The sequence below is a fragment of the Thiococcus pfennigii genome (assembly GCF_016583835.1).
Classification (GTDB): Bacteria; Pseudomonadota; Gammaproteobacteria; order Chromatiales; family Chromatiaceae; genus Thiococcus; species Thiococcus pfennigii.
This window is the reverse complement of the sequence record NZ_NRRW01000026.1, coordinates 1-17553: the sequence shown is the minus strand read 5'-3', so window position 1 is coordinate 17553 and position 17553 is coordinate 1. Positions and strand designations below refer to the sequence as shown.

At 68.9% G+C, this 17553-nt stretch carries 14 protein-coding genes; 7 read left to right on the top strand and 7 right to left on the bottom strand.

Features of this window, described 5'->3' with window-relative positions:
* Positions 1-200 precede the first annotated feature (200 nt).
* Both CKO41_RS10185 and CKO41_RS10180 read left to right on the top strand, forming a co-directional pair.
* On the top strand, positions 201-1307 hold the full coding sequence (locus tag CKO41_RS10185) for a transposase (protein WP_200382124.1): 1107 nt from the start codon (positions 201-203) through the stop codon (positions 1305-1307).
* A gap of 87 nt (positions 1308-1394) precedes the next feature.
* Positions 1395-1733, top strand: coding sequence for a hypothetical protein (locus CKO41_RS10180; protein WP_200382123.1), 339 nt, complete (start codon positions 1395-1397; stop codon positions 1731-1733).
* 669 nt (positions 1734-2402) lie between these two features.
* On the opposite strand, the gene CKO41_RS10175 is transcribed toward CKO41_RS10180, so the two are convergent.
* The 3 genes from CKO41_RS10175 to alaC all read right to left on the bottom strand — a co-directional run bounded on the left by CKO41_RS10175 (position 2403) and on the right by alaC (position 6172).
* Positions 2403-3458 (bottom strand): phosphoglycerate mutase, encoded by a 1056-nt coding sequence (locus tag CKO41_RS10175; RefSeq protein WP_200382122.1) that lies wholly within the window; start codon positions 3456-3458, stop codon positions 2403-2405.
* A 13-nt stretch (positions 3459-3471) separates the two neighbouring features.
* Positions 3472-4785: a homoserine dehydrogenase gene (locus tag CKO41_RS10170; RefSeq protein ID WP_200382121.1), complete on the bottom strand. Its 1314-nt coding sequence runs from the start codon at positions 4783-4785 to the stop codon at positions 3472-3474.
* 184 nt (positions 4786-4969) lie between these two features.
* On the bottom strand, positions 4970-6172 hold the full coding sequence (gene alaC / locus CKO41_RS10165; RefSeq protein ID WP_200253356.1) for an alanine transaminase: 1203 nt from the start codon (positions 6170-6172) through the stop codon (positions 4970-4972).
* Between the two features lie 128 nt (positions 6173-6300).
* On the opposite strand from alaC, the gene CKO41_RS10160 reads away from it, so the two are divergent.
* The 3 genes from CKO41_RS10160 (at position 6301) to CKO41_RS10150 (ending at position 9470) form a co-directional block, all read left to right on the top strand.
* Positions 6301-6672, top strand: coding sequence for an Mth938-like domain-containing protein (locus tag CKO41_RS10160; protein WP_200253358.1), 372 nt, complete (start codon positions 6301-6303; stop codon positions 6670-6672).
* Between the two features lie 61 nt (positions 6673-6733).
* Positions 6734-7432 (top strand): hypothetical protein, encoded by a 699-nt coding sequence (locus CKO41_RS10155; RefSeq protein WP_200382119.1) that lies wholly within the window; start codon positions 6734-6736, stop codon positions 7430-7432.
* 1537 nt (positions 7433-8969) lie between these two features.
* Positions 8970-9470: a hypothetical protein gene (locus tag CKO41_RS10150; RefSeq protein WP_200382117.1), complete on the top strand. Its 501-nt coding sequence runs from the start codon at positions 8970-8972 to the stop codon at positions 9468-9470.
* Positions 9471-10108: 638 nt separating this feature from the next.
* Here CKO41_RS10150 and CKO41_RS10145 read toward each other — a convergent pair.
* The 4 genes from CKO41_RS10145 to CKO41_RS10130 all read right to left on the bottom strand — a co-directional run bounded on the left by CKO41_RS10145 (position 10109) and on the right by CKO41_RS10130 (position 15167).
* Entirely contained in the window at positions 10109-12979 is a 2871-nt protein-coding gene (locus CKO41_RS10145; protein WP_200382115.1) for an NEW3 domain-containing protein, read from the bottom strand.
* Positions 12980-13222: 243 nt separating this feature from the next.
* Positions 13223-14047, bottom strand: a complete 825-nt coding sequence (locus CKO41_RS10140) for a hypothetical protein (RefSeq protein ID WP_242464230.1) — start codon at positions 14045-14047, stop codon at positions 13223-13225.
* Positions 14048-14082: 35 nt separating this feature from the next.
* Positions 14083-14544, bottom strand: coding sequence for a hypothetical protein (locus tag CKO41_RS10135; RefSeq protein ID WP_242464228.1), 462 nt, complete (start codon positions 14542-14544; stop codon positions 14083-14085).
* 101 nt (positions 14545-14645) lie between these two features.
* Positions 14646-15167, bottom strand: coding sequence for a hypothetical protein (locus tag CKO41_RS10130; RefSeq protein WP_200382113.1), 522 nt, complete (start codon positions 15165-15167; stop codon positions 14646-14648).
* Positions 15168-15715: 548 nt separating this feature from the next.
* Between CKO41_RS10130 and CKO41_RS10125 the strand changes: the two genes are divergently transcribed.
* Entirely contained in the window at positions 15716-16633 is a 918-nt protein-coding gene (locus CKO41_RS10125) for a LysR substrate-binding domain-containing protein (RefSeq protein WP_200382111.1), read from the top strand.
* 153 nt (positions 16634-16786) lie between these two features.
* Positions 16787-17434 carry a hypothetical protein gene (locus CKO41_RS10120; RefSeq protein WP_200382110.1) on the top strand — a complete coding sequence of 216 codons (648 nt, stop codon included), beginning with the start codon at positions 16787-16789 and terminating at the stop codon, positions 17432-17434.
* The last annotated feature ends 119 nt before the right edge of the window (positions 17435-17553 follow it).

Below are 17553 nucleotides of genomic sequence, written 5' to 3'. Positions count from 1 at the left end.
CACCCCACCGACTTCCGACTCACCCGCTCACACGGTTATGGATTCCCGCGCGGCCTCCGGGTTACGAGCCCCAGTACGTCGGATCTCTCAGGTTCCTCGACCAATCTTGAGTCCCCTCCGAAAAGTCCCCGGGGCCTGCACCCCCCCTGGCGACGTTGGTAGAATAGCGCGAAGCGCGCCCACTTCCAGCTGAGCCCCTCATGTTCAGAGCCACTCCTACCGGCCGCCAGATCGACCTGTTCAGCCACGTCGAGCAGTTTCTCAGCCCGCGACAGCTGGAGAAGCTCAACGATCCGAACGCCTGGCACAACGTCTTCGTCGATCAGGTGACCAAGCGCATCCCCGAAGGGCGCTTCGCCGAGCTGTTCGATGACGGCACCGGGCGCCCGAACGCCTCGATTCGGGTGCTGGTGGGGATGCTGATCATCAAGGAGGGTTTTGGCTGGAGCGACGAGCGGCTGTTCGAGGCGATGCACTTCGACCTGCTGGTGCGCCGCGCCCTGGGCTTGGAGAATCTCACCGACGCCTTGCCGGCGGAGTCGACCTACTACCTGTTCAAGCAGCGGTTGTATCGCCACCAAGTCGAGACGGGCATCAACCTGCTCAACGAGGTGTTCCAGGCGCTGACGCGCGATCAGGCCAAACGCCTCGGGGTGGTCGGAGAGCGGCTGCGCATGGACAGCACGCTGCTCGACAGCAATCTCGCCACCTGCACACGGCTGCAACTGATCATCGGCTGCTTGCAGGTGTTCTACAAGAGCCTCGATGAGGCGCAGAAGGCCCTGTTGAGCGAGGCCGACCGGGCGCGGTTGGATCGGTTGTGCGCCAAGCGCCCGAGCCAGCATATCTACGGGCTTCAGGAGACGCGCAAGGCCGCCTGGCTGGAGGAGTTGGGCCAGCTGCTGCTACGCTTGCACCAGACCTACAGCGCCCAAAGCAGCCCGCGCTACGAACTGATCGAGCGATTGTTGCTGGAGCAGTACCAGATCGAGACGGTCGGCGAGGCGCCGCGCGCGGTGCTCAAGGCCGCCAAGGAGATCCGCGCCGACTCCCTGCAATCCCCGCATGACGAAGACGCCGCCTACCGCAAGAAGAAGGACCAGACGGTGCGCGGCTACAGCGCCAACCTGACCGAGACCTGCGAGGAAGCACTCAACCTGATCCTCGACGTGCAGGTCGAGCCGGCCACGGCCCCCGACAACGCCTACCTGCAGGACGCCGTGCACAACAGCGAGGCCGTCGTGGGCCGGCCCGCACAGGAGATCTCGGCCGATGGCGCCTACTACAGCCCGGCGAACGAGACCTAGGCCGAGGCGCAGGACAAGGACATCCACTACACCGGATTCCCGGGCAAGCCAGGGCGATTCGACTACGAGCGCACCGCCGACGGTGTAGTGGTCATCGATCGTCACAGCGGCGAGCGGCAGCTCGCCGAGGAATACCGGCCCGGCCGTTACCGCTTCCGCGCCGATGGCAAATGGCGCTACATCACCGACCAAGACATCGATGCGGCGCACTGTCGGCGACGAACGCAAGACCTCCCGCGGGCGCTGTTCAACCGGCGCTGCAACGTCGAGGCGAGCATCTTCCAGCTCTGCTACCACACCAAGGGGAAGAAGCTGAAATACCGTGGCCAGTTCGCCGTTCAGGTCTGGGCGACATGTCGCGCCGCGTGGATCAACATGAAGCGCATCGCCCGTTATCAGGCGAAACAGGCCGAAATGACCGCTTGAGCGAGGGGCGAGGCCCCGAAAGCACGCTGCGGCCGCCAGCGCCGCCTTCCTCCCCCGCAGGCCATCGGCCCGTCGCGGTTCTTCCTGCCCTGGTTCACTGAAAAACTCCGTCGATCACGGGTTGCCGGCTTGCGTGTGGGCGATCGACGCCCCCTTCCCGCGCTCGGTCGCCGAAACGGGTTTTTGGAGGGGACTCAATCTTTCGCTGCGCGCTGCCCGCTCTCACCCCGGCAAGCCGAACCGGTGCTTGCGTTGGTTGCTTCCCGGTCCGTGTTGGCTTCCACTTATTCGGCAGCTTGGCCACTTGCCACTTGCGTTTCGAGGCCGGTCTCCGGTTCAACCTGTGACGGCTTACGGCTCACAGCTTCGCTGTCGGTGGCGTGCGCCACCTCGCCCGGGTGCCTGTCCGAACCGGCCTCGCTCCCCGCGCTTCGTTGCCTCCACGCGACAGGCCGCAGCTACATGTACAACCAACGACTTACATGGCAATCCCCTTTCAGATTGCGAGATTGGTCAGGCCTAGCCTGACGCACCGAAACACGCCAAACACGCCAAACACGCGAAAAGACTGAATACGCATAGAATCATCCGCCTTTTTTTTCGCAACTTTCGCGTATTTCGTAGTTCTTGTCGTCGGCGCGCTCGTGTCGGTTGTTGCTGAACCGCTCCTCAGGTCGCGCGCACGAGGCGCGCGAGGAGCGGCCGCGGCCGGCGCCAGAGGCGCAAGAGGACACGCCGATCGATGCGCCAGCCATGGCCGATACAGGGATCGAGGACGAGTGCCGCTGGCCGGCCGCGGCGGAGCGCCGCCGGCAGGTCGGCGAGCCAGGCATCGAGCCGGGCGATGGCCGCGACCCAGGCGGCCGGGTCCCCGTCGCGCAGGGCCGCCAGCGGTGTGTCCCAGTAGACGAGCGAATCGCCGAGGGGCTCGTCACCGGCGAGCGCGGGCAAGCCATCGTCGGCGACCGGCACGCCAGCCCAGCGCGCCAGGCCGACGGCGAGCGGCGCGCTGGCCTGGACCCGCGCGAACAGCAGCGCCTCGGGAGGAGACGCCGGCAGCCGGCCCCCGCCCCAGGGCCAGATCCCGTTGATGCTCGGCCGCCCGGCGGCCTGGCGGCGGCGATTGACGTCGGCGCCGTGGAACAGCATCTGCGCCTCGTTGAGCAGCGCGGCCCAATGCTCGGCGCCCTCGCCGCGCGGCAGGCAGGGGGCCACCGGGCGGCCGACGACCATCGCCAGCGGGGTCGTGCGCAGGCCCGGGGCCGCCCCCAGATGCAGGTACCAGCGGGTCGGGGTCGGCGCGAGGAGGCGCGTGCCGGTGGCCGCGAAGTGGGCATTGAAGAGGGCGACCAGCTCGCCCGCCTCGGCCTCGCTCAGGTCCAGCGAGCGGGCATCGAAGAGCCGCACCTGGGCGCGGTCCGGACGCAGATGGACTGGGTCGGCGTGCAACCAGTAGCCGCCGCCGGGGGCATCGGGCGCATCGGCGAGGTGGCAGAAGGGGGCGCTCGGCAGGTCCTCATCGGGGCGCGCGGCGACGCCGAAGGCCGCGAGGAGCGCGCGGTCCGGGTCGGGCGCGAGCCCGGCGAGGGGCTCGGCGCGCGCCAGCAGCCGGGACAACCGCATCGGGGCCGGCCCGGCCGCCAGGGCCGCCTCGAGCCCCGCCTGCCGGTCGGGCGCCACGGGCCCGAGCAGGCCCGGGATCAGCAGCCGCAGGTCCCCGGCCATGGGCGCGGGCGGCTCAGCCCGCGAGCGTCTCCATACGGATGCGCACGACGTCGCCCTTGATCGCCTCGAGGGCCTCGATCTCGGCGATGGCCTCGTCCATGCGGCCCTCGCGCACCCGGTGGGTCAGCATGATCAGCGGGACATGGGTATCGCCCTCGCCCGGCTCCTTCTGCTTGATCGCCTCGATGCTGATGCCGCGATCGCCCAGGATGCCGGCGACGCGGGCCATGACGCCTGGCTTGTCGAGGGCCGAGACGCGCAGGTAGTATGCCGTCTCGACCTCGCTCATCGGTAGGACCGGGATGTCCGCGAGCGCCTTCGGCTGGAAGGCCAGGTGCGGGACGCGGTTGTGCGGGTCGCTGGTGAGCGTGCGCACGACGTCGACGATGTCGGCGACGACGGCCGAGGCCGTCGGCAAGGCGCCGGCGCCGGCGCCATAGTAGAGGGTCGGCCCGACGGCGTCGCCCTTGACGAGGACGGCGTTCATCACGCCGTTGACGTTGGCGATCAGGCGGCGGTGCGGGATCAGGGTCGGGTGTACGCGCATCTCGATGCCGTCGGCCACCCGCCGGGCGATCCCCAGGTGCTTGATCCGGTAGCCGAGCTCGTCGGCGTAGGCGACGTCCTGCGCGTCGATCCGCGAGATCCCCTCGGTGAAGGTCTTGTCGAACTGGAGGGGGATGCCGAACGCGAGCGCGGCCAGGATCGTCAGCTTGTGCGCCGCATCGATCCCCTCGACGTCGAAGGTCGGGTCCGCCTCGGCGTAACCGAGCGCCTGGGCCTCGGCGAGGACCTCGGCGAAGTCGCGGCCCTTCTCGCGCATCTCGGTCAGGATGAAGTTGCCGGTCCCGTTGATGATGCCGGCGATCCACTCGATGTGGTTGGCCGCGAGGCCCTCGCGGACCGCCTTGACGATCGGCACCCCGCCCGCCACGGCGGCCTCGAAGGCGACGACGACCCCGCGCTCCTGCGCGGCGGCGAAGATCTCGTTGCCATGCAACGCGATCAGGGCCTTGTTGGCGGTGACCACGTGCTTGCCGTTGGCGATCGCGCGCAGGACCAACTCGCGGGCCGGCGAGTACCCACCGATCAACTCGACGACGATCGCGACCTCCGGGTCCTCGACGACGGCGAAGGCATCATCCCCGATGCGCTCGACCTGATCGAGCCCGCTGAGCGCCGGGTCGTACTCGCGCGCCGCGGCGTGGGCGATGCGGATGCCGCGCCCGGCGCGCCGCGCGATCTCCGCGGCATTGCGCGTCAGCACGGTCAGGGTACCGCCGCCGACGGTACCGAGGCCGAGCAGCCCGATCTTCACCGGTTTCATCTATCGACTCCTGAGAATGTAAGCAACCGGACAAGCCGGACAGCGAACCGCTCTAGGCCACACGCGGACGATAGGAGACCACGGCGACGTTGGGCTACGGCACGCATCCAACGCCTGGCCAAGACCTCGGGGCCCGAGATGGCGCGCCCAACCCAACCCGGCTCGTTCCTTCGCGGGCCTTGTGCTAGGCGCCTGCGCGCGCGTCGCGGCGGATCATATCACGGATGCCCTGGACCGCCTGACGTGTACGATGTTCATTCTCGATCAGCGCGAAACGGACATGGGTATCGCCGTACTCGCCGAAACCGATGCCGGGGGAGACGGCGACCTTCGCATCGCGCAGCAGCTTCTTCGAGAACTCCAGCGAGCCCATCTCGCGATAGGGCTCCGGGATCGGCGCCCAGACGAACATGGTCCCCTTGGGCCGCTCGACCGGCCAGCCGCAGCGGGTGAGCCCGTCGCAGAGGCAGTCGCGGCGGCTCTGATACTGTTCCCGGATCGCCGCCACGCAGTCCTGTGGTCCCTCCAGCGCGGCGATCGCGGCGACCTGGATCGGCGTGAAGGTGCCATAGTCCAGATAGGACTTGATCCGCGCCAGGGCCGCGACCAGGGTGCGGTTGCCGCACATGAAGCCGATCCGCCAGCCCGGCATGTTGTAGCTCTTCGACAGCGAGAAGAACTCGACGGCGATCTCCTTGGCGCCAGGCACCTGGAGGATCGACGGCGCCTTGTAGCCGTCGAAGACGATGTCGGCATAGGCCAGATCGTGCACGACCCAGATGCCGTGTTCGCGGGCGATCTCGACCACCTGCTCGAAGAAGTCGAGCTCGACGCACTGGGTCGTCGGGTTGCCGGGGAAGTTCAGCACCAGCATCTTGGGCTTCGGCCAGGACTCCTGGATGGCCCGGCGCAACTCATCGAAGAAGTCGACCCCGGGCACCAGCTTGACGTGGCGCACGTCGGCCCCGGCGATGATGAAGCCGTAGGGATGGATCGGATAGGCCGGGTTGGGCACCAGGACGGTGTCGCCGGCGTCCATCGTCGCGAGCGCCAGGTGCGCCAGGCCCTCCTTGGAGCCGATCGTGACGATCGCCTCGGCGTCGAGATCGAGCTCGACGCCGTAGCGGTCCCGGTACCAGCGGCAGATCGCACGGCGCAGCCGCGGGACGCCGCGCGAGACCGAATAGCGGTGCGTGTCGCGCCGGATGGCGACCTCGACGAGTTTCTCGACGACGTGCGCCGGCGTCGGCTGATCGGGGTTGCCCATGCCGAAGTCGATGATATCCTCGCCGCGAGCTCGCGCCGCGGCCTTCAACTCGTTGACGATGCTGAAGACGTAGGGCGGCAACCGCTCGATGCGGCGGAACTTCTGATCTGGGGCGACCACGACGACCTCTTCGGGGGATGTGAATTGGGAGTGGAAAGGATGCAGTGTAACGCCGCGCCGAGAATTTAAAAATCCCGTCGTCGCCGGCGACCTTGTCGCTGCCGGCGGGGTTCGGTTATCGTGCCGCGATGAGATTCGCCGAAGCAGACGAGGCCGACGGCCTCCTGATCCAGGGCTACGAGCCGGGCGCCATTCGGGTCGCCGGGCGGGTCTATCGGGAGGGCCTGATCCTGAGCCCGCGCCGCCTCGTCCCGGGCTGGGGCCCGGCCACGGCCGCACGGCTCGCGCCGAGCGACATCGAGGCGCTCCTCGCGTTCGACCCGCAGGTCATCGTCCTCGGCACCGGCGAGCGGCAGGTCTTCCCCGCCGCGGCCCTGCTCGCGGCGGCGCAGGCGCGGCGCATCGGCATCGAGGTCATGGACACCGGGGCCGCCTGTCGCACCTATAACATCCTCGTCGGCGAGGGTCGCAACGTGGTCGCCGGCCTGATGATGATCTGACCCGAGCTCGCCCCACCCGCCAACCGCCATCGTCACCCCATCGTCACCGGAGCCAGCGCCCATGGACCGTAGAATCATCCTCTCGGTGCTCTTCGCCGCCGTCATCGGCGGCACCGGCTTCTGGCTGATACTCCCCGACGAGATCGACGACAGCGGCGACGCGCGCCTGCCGTGGAGCACGCAACTCGATGCCGAGGGCCGCCTCCAGGTGTTCGGCTTCACCATCGGCGTCACCCCGCTCGCCGAGGTCCAGGCGGTCTTCGGCGAGCCGGGCGAGCTCACCCTCTTCGCCGCCGAGAAGGCCGAGCCGCCGTTGACCGTCGAGGGCTTCTTCGAACAGGTCAACCTCGACCGACTGCGCGCCGCATTCGTCATCACGCTGGAGGTCGCCCAGGACGAGCTCGCGCCGATGTACGAGCGCGGCCTGCGCGTGAGCCGCCTCGGCAACGGGACCAGGAAGGTCACGCTGGCCCCGGCCGACGAGGAGGCCCTGCGCCAAGCGCCGATCGCCCACATCACCTACCTGCCGATGGCCCAACTCTCCCCGGCGCTGCTCGAGGCCCGCTTCGGCGTGCCGCCGAACTGGGTCACCGACAGCCAGGACGTCACCCACTGGCTCTACCCGGACAAGGGCATGGATCTGGGTCGCGACCCGCGTGGCAACGTCGTCATCCAGTACGTCAACCCCGCCGACTTCGAACGGGTCCTCGCGCCGTTGCGCGCCGACCTGGCCAAGGCGGCCGGGGGCGGCGCGCCCTAGCGCCGGCGGGCTCCAGCGGCCTGCCTGGGCCGATGGCACGGCCCGTGGTCGGGTTAGGCGCGCCCGCACGGCGCTCGCCAATAGAGAACAGCCCGGCGCGCGCCGTAACCCGACAGCGCCCGCGTTGCCGGCCGTCGGGTTACGCCCCGAGGGGCTAACCCGACCTACGGCCCCGACGAACATCGGCACCGCCGTAGGTCGGGTCAGGCGCGCCCGCACGGCGCTCACCGATAGAGAACAGCCAGGCGCGCGCCGTCACCCGACAGCGCCCGCGTCGCCGGCCGTCGGGTTACGCCCCGAGGGGCTGACCCGACCTACGGCCCCGACGAACATCGGCACCGCCGTAGGTCGGGTCAGGCGCGCCTGCACGGCGCTCGCCGATAGAGAACAGCCCGGCGCGCGCCGTCACCCGACAGCGCCCGCGTCGCCGGCCATCGGGTTACGCCCCGAGGGGCTGGCCCGACCTACGGCCCCGACGAACATCGGCACCGCCGTAGGTCGGGTCAGGCGCGCCTGCACGGCGCTCGCCAATAGAGAACAGCCCGGCGCGCGCCGTAACCCGACAGCGCCCGCGTTGCCGGCCGTCGGGTTACGCCCCGAGGGGCTGACCCGACCTACGGCCCCGACGAACATCGGCACCGCCGTAGGTCGGGTCAGGCGCGCCCGCACGGCGCTCGCCGATAGAGAACAGCCCGGCGCGCGCCGTAACCCAACAGCGCCCACGTTGCCGGCCGTCGGGTTACGCCCCGAGGGGCTAACCCGACCTACGGCCCCGACGAACATCGGCACCGCCGTAGGTCGGGTCAGGCGCGCCCGCACGGCGCTCGCCGATAGAGAACAGCCCGGCGCGCGCCGTAACCCGACAGCGCCCGCGTTGCCGGCCGTCGGGTTACGCCCCTCGGGGCGTAACCCGACCTACGGCCCCGACGAACATCGGCACCGCCGTAGGTCGGGTTAGGCGCGCCTGCACGGCGCTCGCCGATAGAGAACAGCCCGGCGCGCGCCGTAACCCGACAGCGCCCGCGTCGCCGGCCATCGGGTTACGCCCCGAGGGGCTGACCCGACCTACGGCCCCGACGAACATCGGCACCGCCGTAGGTCGGGTTAGGCGCGCTGGCACGGCGCTCGCCGATAGAGAACAGCCAGGCGCGCGCCGTAACCCAACAGCGCCCACGTTGCCGGCCGTCGGGTTACGCCCCGAGGGGCTAACCCGACCTACGGCCCCGACGAACATCGGCACCGCCGTAGGTCGGGTCAGGCGCGCTGGCACGGCGCTCGCCGATAGAGAACAGCCCGGCGCGCGCCGTAACCCGACAGCGGCCTTAGCGCCGGCGGGCTGCCTCGTCGGCCCGCGCCCGTCGATGGAACCGATCCGGCGTGGCCCTCGCGTTGCGCCGCTTGCCAGTGGCGAGGGCACCCGCTAGAGTCCCCCGTGCGCGCGGCGACTCGACAAGCGCGCTTCTGCCCTCCCAACGCGGACGCCGACCCGGCCGGCACCCCGTGTCGCCGAAGGCCCCATCGAACCGGACCCTGGACCATGCATGGACGGCATCGCGTCGAGACCACCCTGCTGACCCTGACCATCACGCTGGCGGCCAGCGGCGCCGTGTCCGCCGGCGACTCGGCCAGCCAGCGGGTGACCTACGAGGTCAAGGCCATCGACCAGATCGCCCTGACCGGTGCGCCCCCGGCCTTGACGATCGATACCGCCACCGCCGGCGCTGCGCCGGCCGCCGTCACGGCCGATGGTGGCAGCTACGCCATCACGACCAATGGGTCGGACCGCAAGATCACCGCCGCGCTGGCCACCGCGATGCCCCCAGGCGTCACGCTCTCGATGACGATGGACGCCCCGGCCACCGGCACCAGCGTTGGATGGCAGGCCCTGGGGCCGACACCGACCGAGATGGTCACCGGCATCGCCAGGGTCGCCGAGACGGGGTTGGCCGTGCGCTATCGATTGACCGCCACCGTCGACGCCGGCATCCTCTCGGCCCGGACCGAGACCGTCACCGTCACGCTCGCCGACGGCTCCTGACCCAGCCCATCGGCGGGTGGATCGGGGCCCCCGGCGGAACCAGACCGGATGACGCCGGACTTTCGTTTGTCTTCAAGGAGCGAGCGCAGGAGCCTAGTGCAGCACTTCAGAAATCCCGAGGCTGTTCGTTGTCGTTGTCCTGATCGTAGTCCGATCGTCGATTACGACAACGATTGTCGTTGGAGGTGGTCTACTGCCTCGCTCCGGAAATACCGAGGCCGCTTTCATGTCGCCCTAGGATGCGAGCACCGTAGGAGCCCGCTTGCGGGCGACTACGACGCGCTCGTGGCTGCCAAGGAAGGGTTCAAAACAAACGACACAAGCACGAAGACGACAAGAAACCACGAAATACACGAAAGTCGCGAAAAAACGGCAGATTCTTGTGTGTAAGGTCGGCCCTTTCGCGTGTTTCGCGTGTTTCGTAGTTCCCAGAAGATGTACCGGCTGTTCTTGAATCGTCACTCAGATCGCCCGCAAGCGGGCTCCTACCACGCGCCACGCGGGGATTGCAGGCAGCGACGCACGGTCTCGGCAATTCCGCAGTCTTGCACTAGCCCAGCGATGCGAGTGCGCTCGCGACACGGAAGGCGGGCGAAAAGACAAGCCAGACGGTAGGTTTGTTGACAGAAATCGCCTCACTACCCCTTCACGCTCAGCGGCGCCAGCATCCGCATCCGGCGGATCTTCTTCTCGACGCGGAACTCGAGGGTCTCCTCGGCCTTGGGCGCCACCTCGACCCTGTATTCCGTCTCGTCGACCGTCGCGTTCTCGGGCAATGCATCGGTCAGCATCTTGACGGTCCAGGTCCCCGGTGTCAGGCCGGCGAAACGAAACTCGCCGTTGCCGTTGGTCAGGCGCCGATAGACCTCGTCGCCGCACCGGACCTCGACCAGGACGCCGCGCAGCCCTTGGCTCGGCTTCAGCTCGTTGGCGGACGGCGGGGTCTGACCGACGCGCACGAAGGTCTGCGACGGCAGCAGGCTGCTGTCCGGCTCGTAGAGCTGCACGACCCCCTCGATCGTCGCCCCCTGGATGAAGGGGATCTTCATCACCGGATCATCGTCGAGGTGCAGATTGACCTCCATCGGCATCTCGACGAGCGGGATCATCCCGACCGGCAGGCTGCCGCCGGCGACCTCGACCCGATAGATGTCGCGCTTGACCGACGGGAACATGTAGAAGCCCCGCGCGTCGGTGATCGCGACCAGCCGGCCCATCCGCACGACGACGTTCGCCAGCCCCGCGTCCGTCTCCTGATCGAACAGCCGCCCGTGCAGGGTCGTGACGCTGGCGCGGCGCGTCACCGGCAGATCGATCGGCACCGTATAGGACAGCATCAGATTCGTCTCGGCGCGCTCGCCGGTCTCGTGGCGGGCACGCAGCTCGAGGAGATGGCCGTTGTGGCGGCGATGGCGCAGCAGCCCGTCGGCGACGAAGCGATCCTGGTCGTCGTCATGCTGGCCTTGCAGGTTGAGGCTCAGATCGGTCTGCTCACTGACGGCAAGGGTCCCGCCCAGGCCGAAGGTCAACCGGTCCTCCTGAGCCTCGCTGGTCAGGGCATCGTTGTCGTGGTAGGCATAGGCGTTCAGGCTCGCGCGCGACGACGGCCGCCACGACAGCGACGCGCGATAGCCCTGGGTCGCGACCCGCTCGCCGGTCGTGCGATCCTCCAAACGCCCGAGATCGACGCTCGCGTTGAAGCTCAGATCGAGCGCGTCGAAGGACCTGCCATAGCCGAGCCGCACCGAGCGCTCGACGTCCTCGAAGTCCGAGGCCCCGCTCAGGCCAGTGCGCTCGCGGTGGCGCAATTCAACCGAATAGCGGCCGCCCCGCTCCGTCCGCCAGTCGACGCCGACCCCGAGTTCGTGCTGTTCGCTGGCCGAGCCCCGCCAGGCCAGATCCCGCTCCGGATCCAGCTCCAGCTCGCGCTCGCGCGCCTCGTCCGGATCCGGATCGTAGGCGTAGCCAAAGCCGTACTTGTCCCAGTGATAGAAGGCATTGAGCCCCCATGGCCGGTCGTCGGGCGAGTAGTCCACATCCAGGTAGGCGCGCTGCTGATCCTGATAAGCCCCGGCGAAGGCCGGGTCGGCATACAGCAGGCTCAACCGGTAGCGCCATGGCACCGTCAGTCCCAGCAGGTCGGCCCCGACGGCGACGCCGGTCCCGAGGTCGCCGCGGCTGCCGGCCAGCTCGAGGTCCAGATCGAGCCCCGGGCGCAGCCCGATCCGCTGACGCAGCCCGGCGACCCGGTGGCGGCCGTCTTCGTCCTCCTTGTCGAGCAGGCTCAGGCCGACCCACCAATCCGGCCGCCACTGGTGGCCGATGAGGAGCCCGGCCTGGTGCGCCTGGTCGTCCGAGAAGCGATCGCGCATGAAATGGACCGCTGCCTGCCAGCGCTCGCCGCGCCAGCCCAGGCCCAGGCCGCGTCCGCTGCGCCCGGACTCGGTCAACGGCGACAGCCCGAAGCTGCGATCGCCGAGCGCCAGGTCGAAGGAGCGGCCGCGGTAGTCGAGATAGAACTCGTCGCGCTGCCCGAAGATCGTCTCGCCCTCCAGGCTCGGGCCGCGCACCAGGAAGCTCAGGAAGCGCTCGCCGTCCTCGTCGATCGGCCCATCGCCCCGCCACTCGAGCTGGGCACCGCCGCCGGCCTCCTCGGCGCCGAGGCGCCCGCCGACCCGGCGCGTGAAGAAGGTCTTCATGCTGTGGTAGGGCCGCTCCTGGCCGGTGACCCTTGGGACGACCTCGACCGAGCGCTTGGCCGTATCGCTGAGGCCCGACCCGCCGGCGGTCGCCGTCAGGCTGATCTCATCCCGGACGGGCTCGGCAAGCGCCGGCGGCTGGATGGTCAGCTCGAGCGGCCGCGACTCGCCCGGGGCCAGCGTCAACTGTCCGGCCGGCGGCTCGATCGCCGAGTCGTGGCGGCTGTTGGCCGCAAAGCCGATCGCCAGCGCCGCATTGCTGTAATTGCTGATCTGGAACTGCGCCTGGTAGGGCTCGCCGGCGATCGCGAGCGACGGGATGTGCAGGACATCGACCTGAAGCTTGAAGACCGGCCGCACCCGCACGGCCAGGGTCAGCCCGTCGCGGATGTTGGGCTGCTCGCGACCGCTCACCTGGTAGCCGACCCGGTACTCGCCGGCCGGCGTATTCTCCGGCACCAACAGGCTGACGAGGCGCGTCGCGGTCGCGCCGGACGCGAGCTCGAACGGGAATTCGGGCGTGATCGCGCGCCAATCGCGCGGCAGCGTCAGGCGCCCTTCGAGCCGGTGGCTCGCATCCGTCTGGTTCGTGACCCGCACCACGAGCGTGACGACCTCGCGCGGGTCGACGCTCAGGACCCGTGGGCCGGTGGACTGGACCGAGAGCCCCGTCCCGGCGGCGAGGGCCACCGGGCTCGCCAGCGCCATCAGCAGCCAAAGCCCAAGGGCCAGCCCGAACGGACCCACCCAGCCGCCGCGTCCGAGCGGGCGGGTGCAGGCGATCTGCGCTCGATGACCGGTCCGGGACATCCTCGATGCCTCCGGATCCTGGGCGCGAGCCGTCCCGATGGGCCATCCCTGACCCGGATCTCTCTGTCCGGTCGCCACCAGTCGGCCGACCCGCCCGAGCGGACCGGCAAGGGCTGGCCGGGCAGTCGCCACGCGACCACCACAGGCCGAATCAAAGGGCGTGCGTCACCCAAGATCTTGTTCTCATGCACCCGCCGCGACCGATCGTCGGTCCTGGCGGACGCTCGTTGAAAATCATCCTGCCTATTCGATCTCCAGCTCCACATTGGCGCCATAGAGCTCGTCGCCGGTGCCGTCGGCGACGACCAGGCCGAGGTACTTGCCCGGCGGCGTCTCGCCGAGGTCGACCTGGAACTGCGCCGAGGTCCCGGGATACAGGCGCTTGGCCGGTCCCTGGAACTTGCCGACCGGAGTGCCGTCGTCGCGGTAGAGCTCGAGCCACAGGCTCGGGCGCAGCCAGCGGCTGCCGGTGTTCGCGGCATCGATGCGGAAGACCCGCCGGCCGTCCTCGTCGATCAGGCCGGGGTTCGTAAAGACCAGCCCGGTCTCGCCCGATTGGCCGATGTGCGTGACGACCTGGACGCCATAACGGATCACCTGCGTGAGCCGCGTCGTGCGCTCCGGCAAGGGCTCGGCGGCCTCGGCCGAGGCCGCCGAGATGGGCTCGACCATGATCATGCTCCAATAGGTCCCGGACAGCCCCTTGCCGGCCGGCACCTGGACCTCGAAGGTGAACTCCTCGGTGCCGCCCGCCGGGATGCGCACCAGCTCGCGGCTCAGGCTGATCCATTTGGCGTTCGAGCGTGCGAGCTGCCCGGGTGCGCCATAGGCATTGCTGCCGTCGGCCGCGAAGCTGTAATCGGTCTGATAGACCTTGGCCTCGGCCGGCACCGCGTCCGTGTTCTGCAAGACCAGGGTGCCGCGATAGCGCTCGCCGGGCTGGGCGACCCGCTCCAGGGTCATGTCGCTCGTGAGCTTGACCCCGGCCTCGGCGGTACCGACGGCCAGGACGGCCACGAGCCAGGCCAGCGCCACAAGGTGGGATGGATGGCGAATGGATCTGTGCATCGTCTCGGACCTTTTTTATTACCTAAAAGCGGCAGTTAGTAGACGCGGTAGACCAGGGTCGCGCCGAACCCGCCGGTGCCCTGCTCGACCGAGACCCCGGTGAGCCGGAACTGGAGCCCGATCCCGCTGCGATCGCCGTGCCCGGAGCAGAGGACCTGCTCGTTGGCGCCGACCGTCAGAAAGTCCTGGCCGCCGCTGATGCCGCCATCGCCGCTGCCGCCCGTCGTGCGCCGCACGGCGACGGCGACACCAGTTGGCAGGCTCGAGCTCGCGCGCCGCACCCCGACCGTCCAGGCCGCGCCGTCGGTGTTCGAGAGATCGAGCGTCGCCTGGTAGGCACCGCTCGTGATCGGCGAGCGGATGTCGGTGCCGGCGCCACCGACGAGATCGGCCGCGCCGAGCGTCTCGGACCAGTTGCCGAAGACGCTGATGTCCGCTGCCTGAGCGACCTGCATCGAGGCGAGGCAGATTGCGAAGAGGACGAATCGTTTCAGCATCGGATCCTCCCGCGGCAATGGCTCCAGGCGCCTAAAATTCGAATGCCCAGGGCGGAACACCGTCCTGGGCAGTGGACCTCTCAGCCGAACTCACCGACAAATCAGCTGCCATCCTCGATCGTCAAGGTCACCGTTCTTTCCGTCGAGGCGACAACGCCTGCGGCCACATCAGCGTCGAGATAGTAGGTCAGCGTATTACCCTCATTGTCTGCGACTTGAGTAATCCCCGTCACGAGGTCCACCGCGTTCTCACCAGAGGCAGAGGAAATATCAACCTTCCCCTCCGAGCTGCCGACCGTTGGCGCCACCGCCTGCAGCGACAAGGTCATATTTGCCGGCATGTCTTCACTGATGGTTGCGGTGATCTTCTTCCCGGTTCCGTTCGTTGTGATGGAGTAGCTCGTAGCGCCGCCGTCATCTACCTCATCGGGCTGCAAGCCGGCCGTTGCGGTGCTCACGATCAAAGTCCCGACACTGGCATTGCTGACCGAAATCTCGTTAATTGCCGACACCTGGTAGTTAAGGGTCTGCTGGGCAGAATCGCCAGCGATCGCTCCCGAGCTCACCACCATCCCCATCGCCGCCATCAGGGCGCTGATCTTCAAAATGTCGCGTGCGTTCATGTCTATGATCCTTTGCTGTGCGTATCGTACCGAGTGGTGTCCGATGGACACCCCCTTGACGGGGCGCCTGGCCGTCTCCGCGGGCCTGGGCGTTCCCGGGGCCGCTTTCGTAGCGGCCTCTTGGTTCTTCGGTCTCCTCGGGCGTCCGGTCGCGGCCATCGAGGGCCGCCTGTGGTCCCTGTCGCCCCGCTCTCGCGCCTCGGGCCTCCTGCCCCTTGCGGTTAAAGTATCGGCCGCCAGACCCAGGCGGAAAAATACTTTCGGGATATTCGGTTATACTGAAACTGCATAAGGGCACCCCGAACGATACAAGGGGCCCATGCGGGACATGGATGCCCCGCCCATAAACGACGGCGCGGAAACAACCGATACAAGCACGCGGAAGACAAGAAACTACGAAATGCGCGAAAGTCGCGAAAAAATGGCAGATTCTGCTGCGTAAATTGTGCCTTTTCGCGTGTTTCGTAGTTCAAAAGAAGATGCTTCGGTTATTTCTGAATCGTCACTAAGATTCGCGCACAGCAGGCAGACAGCAGGTCGGAGTCGTCGTGAAGCTCAGACAGTTGGTCTATTTCAACCAGGTCATCCAGCAGGATTTCAACGTCTCGGCCGCCGCCAAGGCCCTCCATACATCGCAGCCCGGCGTCAGTCGCCAGCTCCAGTACCTCGCCGACGAGCTCGGCGTCGATCTCTTCGAACATCAGGGCAAGCGGCTCGTCGGCCTGACCGCGCCGGGCCGCGAGATCGCCGAGCTGGTCGTCGACATCCTGCGCCGGGTCGAGCGCATCGGCGAGGTCGCGGGCGTCCATGCGGCGGGCCAACGGGGCGACCTCATCGTCGTCGCCAGCCGCCATGCCGCGGGCCGGCACCTGCACGAGGCGATCATCCGGTTCCACGACGAGCGCCCGGCGCTCGGGGTCCGGGTCTCCGAAGAGGACCCGCTCCAGGCCCTGGCCATGGTGACGAACGGCGAGGCCGATCTCGGCGTGCTGACCGAGCCGACCGAGCGCCACGCCGACCTCATCTGCATCCCCATCGAGGAGTGGCGGCTGGTATTGGTCGCCCCGCGAGACCACCCGCTCTGCTGGCTCGGGGCGATCACGCTGGAGGCGCTCGCCGGCCATCCGCTCTGCACCTACGAGCGCACGGCGGCATCGCGCCGGGTCATCGACGAGGCCTTCCGCCGCGAAGGCCTGCCTGCCCCCATCGCCTTCGCGCTCGGCAGCAGCGACCTCATCCTGCAATACGTGGAGCGCGGCGCCGGGGCGGGCATCATCGGCGAGTCGGCCTTCGATGCGTCCGAGCACCCGAACCTCGTGGGCCTCGACGTCAGCCACCTCTTCCGCCCGTTGACGACGAACGTCGTGCTCCGCCGCAGCCCGCACCCATCCGATCAGGTCTGCCGGTTCGTCCGCCTCTTGGCGCCGTCGTTCGACGCGACGCGGCTCGACGGGCACTGGAACTGACGCGCGAGGCGGGACCCGGGCCGCCACGGAATCCTGGCCTCCGTCGGCGGCTTTCACGCTTCTTGCTCCATCGCTACACGGGATCTGCACCTTGCCGCCCTACGCTGACGACCGTCGGGCAGTTGAAGCCCGTCGATTCGAGGAGCAACCCCCGTGAAGATGAATCCGCACCTGACCCTGCTCGCCCTGGCCGTCGGCCTGGCGCTCTCCGCGCCCGCGAGCGCCCGCCCCTCTTGCGCCCCCGGCACCGGGGCCGAGTCCGGCGGCTACGGCCCGCCGCCCTGTTACCAACCCTGCCCGCCCTGGAACTGCGCCCACCCGGCAATGGCCCCCAGGGGCAGCTGGGAGGGCGGTTGGGGTGCACCGCACGGCGAACCGGCCTGCGGCCCCGCCAAACGCGGCACCCCGCCTGCGGTGGGGGCCACCGATGATGGGCGCCGGCCCTACCGCCACGGCGCCTGGGACAATCGAGGGGGCTATCCGGGCGGCGACCCGGACAAGGCGGCCGCCATCCGGCTCGAGCGCATGGCCGCGCGGCTCACCCTGAGCGAGGACCAGAAGAGCGAGGTCGCCGCCATCCTGGCGGAGGCCAGGGCCGAGCGCGAGGCCCAGCGTCAGGCGACCCGGGAGCGCATCGCGGCCCTGCTGACCCCCGAGCAGCTCGAGCGCCTCGACCAGCGGGGACGCCCCACACCGCCGCCCCAGCCGGCCCAACCGCAACCGCAACCGCAACCGGGGCCGACCCCTGAAGGCGCGTCCCCGGCTCCGGGCCAAGGCCCGGACCAGGACGCCGACGCCTGATCCCGGCCGACCTCGTCGCCACGGCGGCGAGGTCGAGCGCCGCGGATACCGACCCGCCGTGTTCGCCCGGGCGCTGTCGTTGGGACCCGGGCGATGGAGCCCTGTCGAGCAGACCTGAC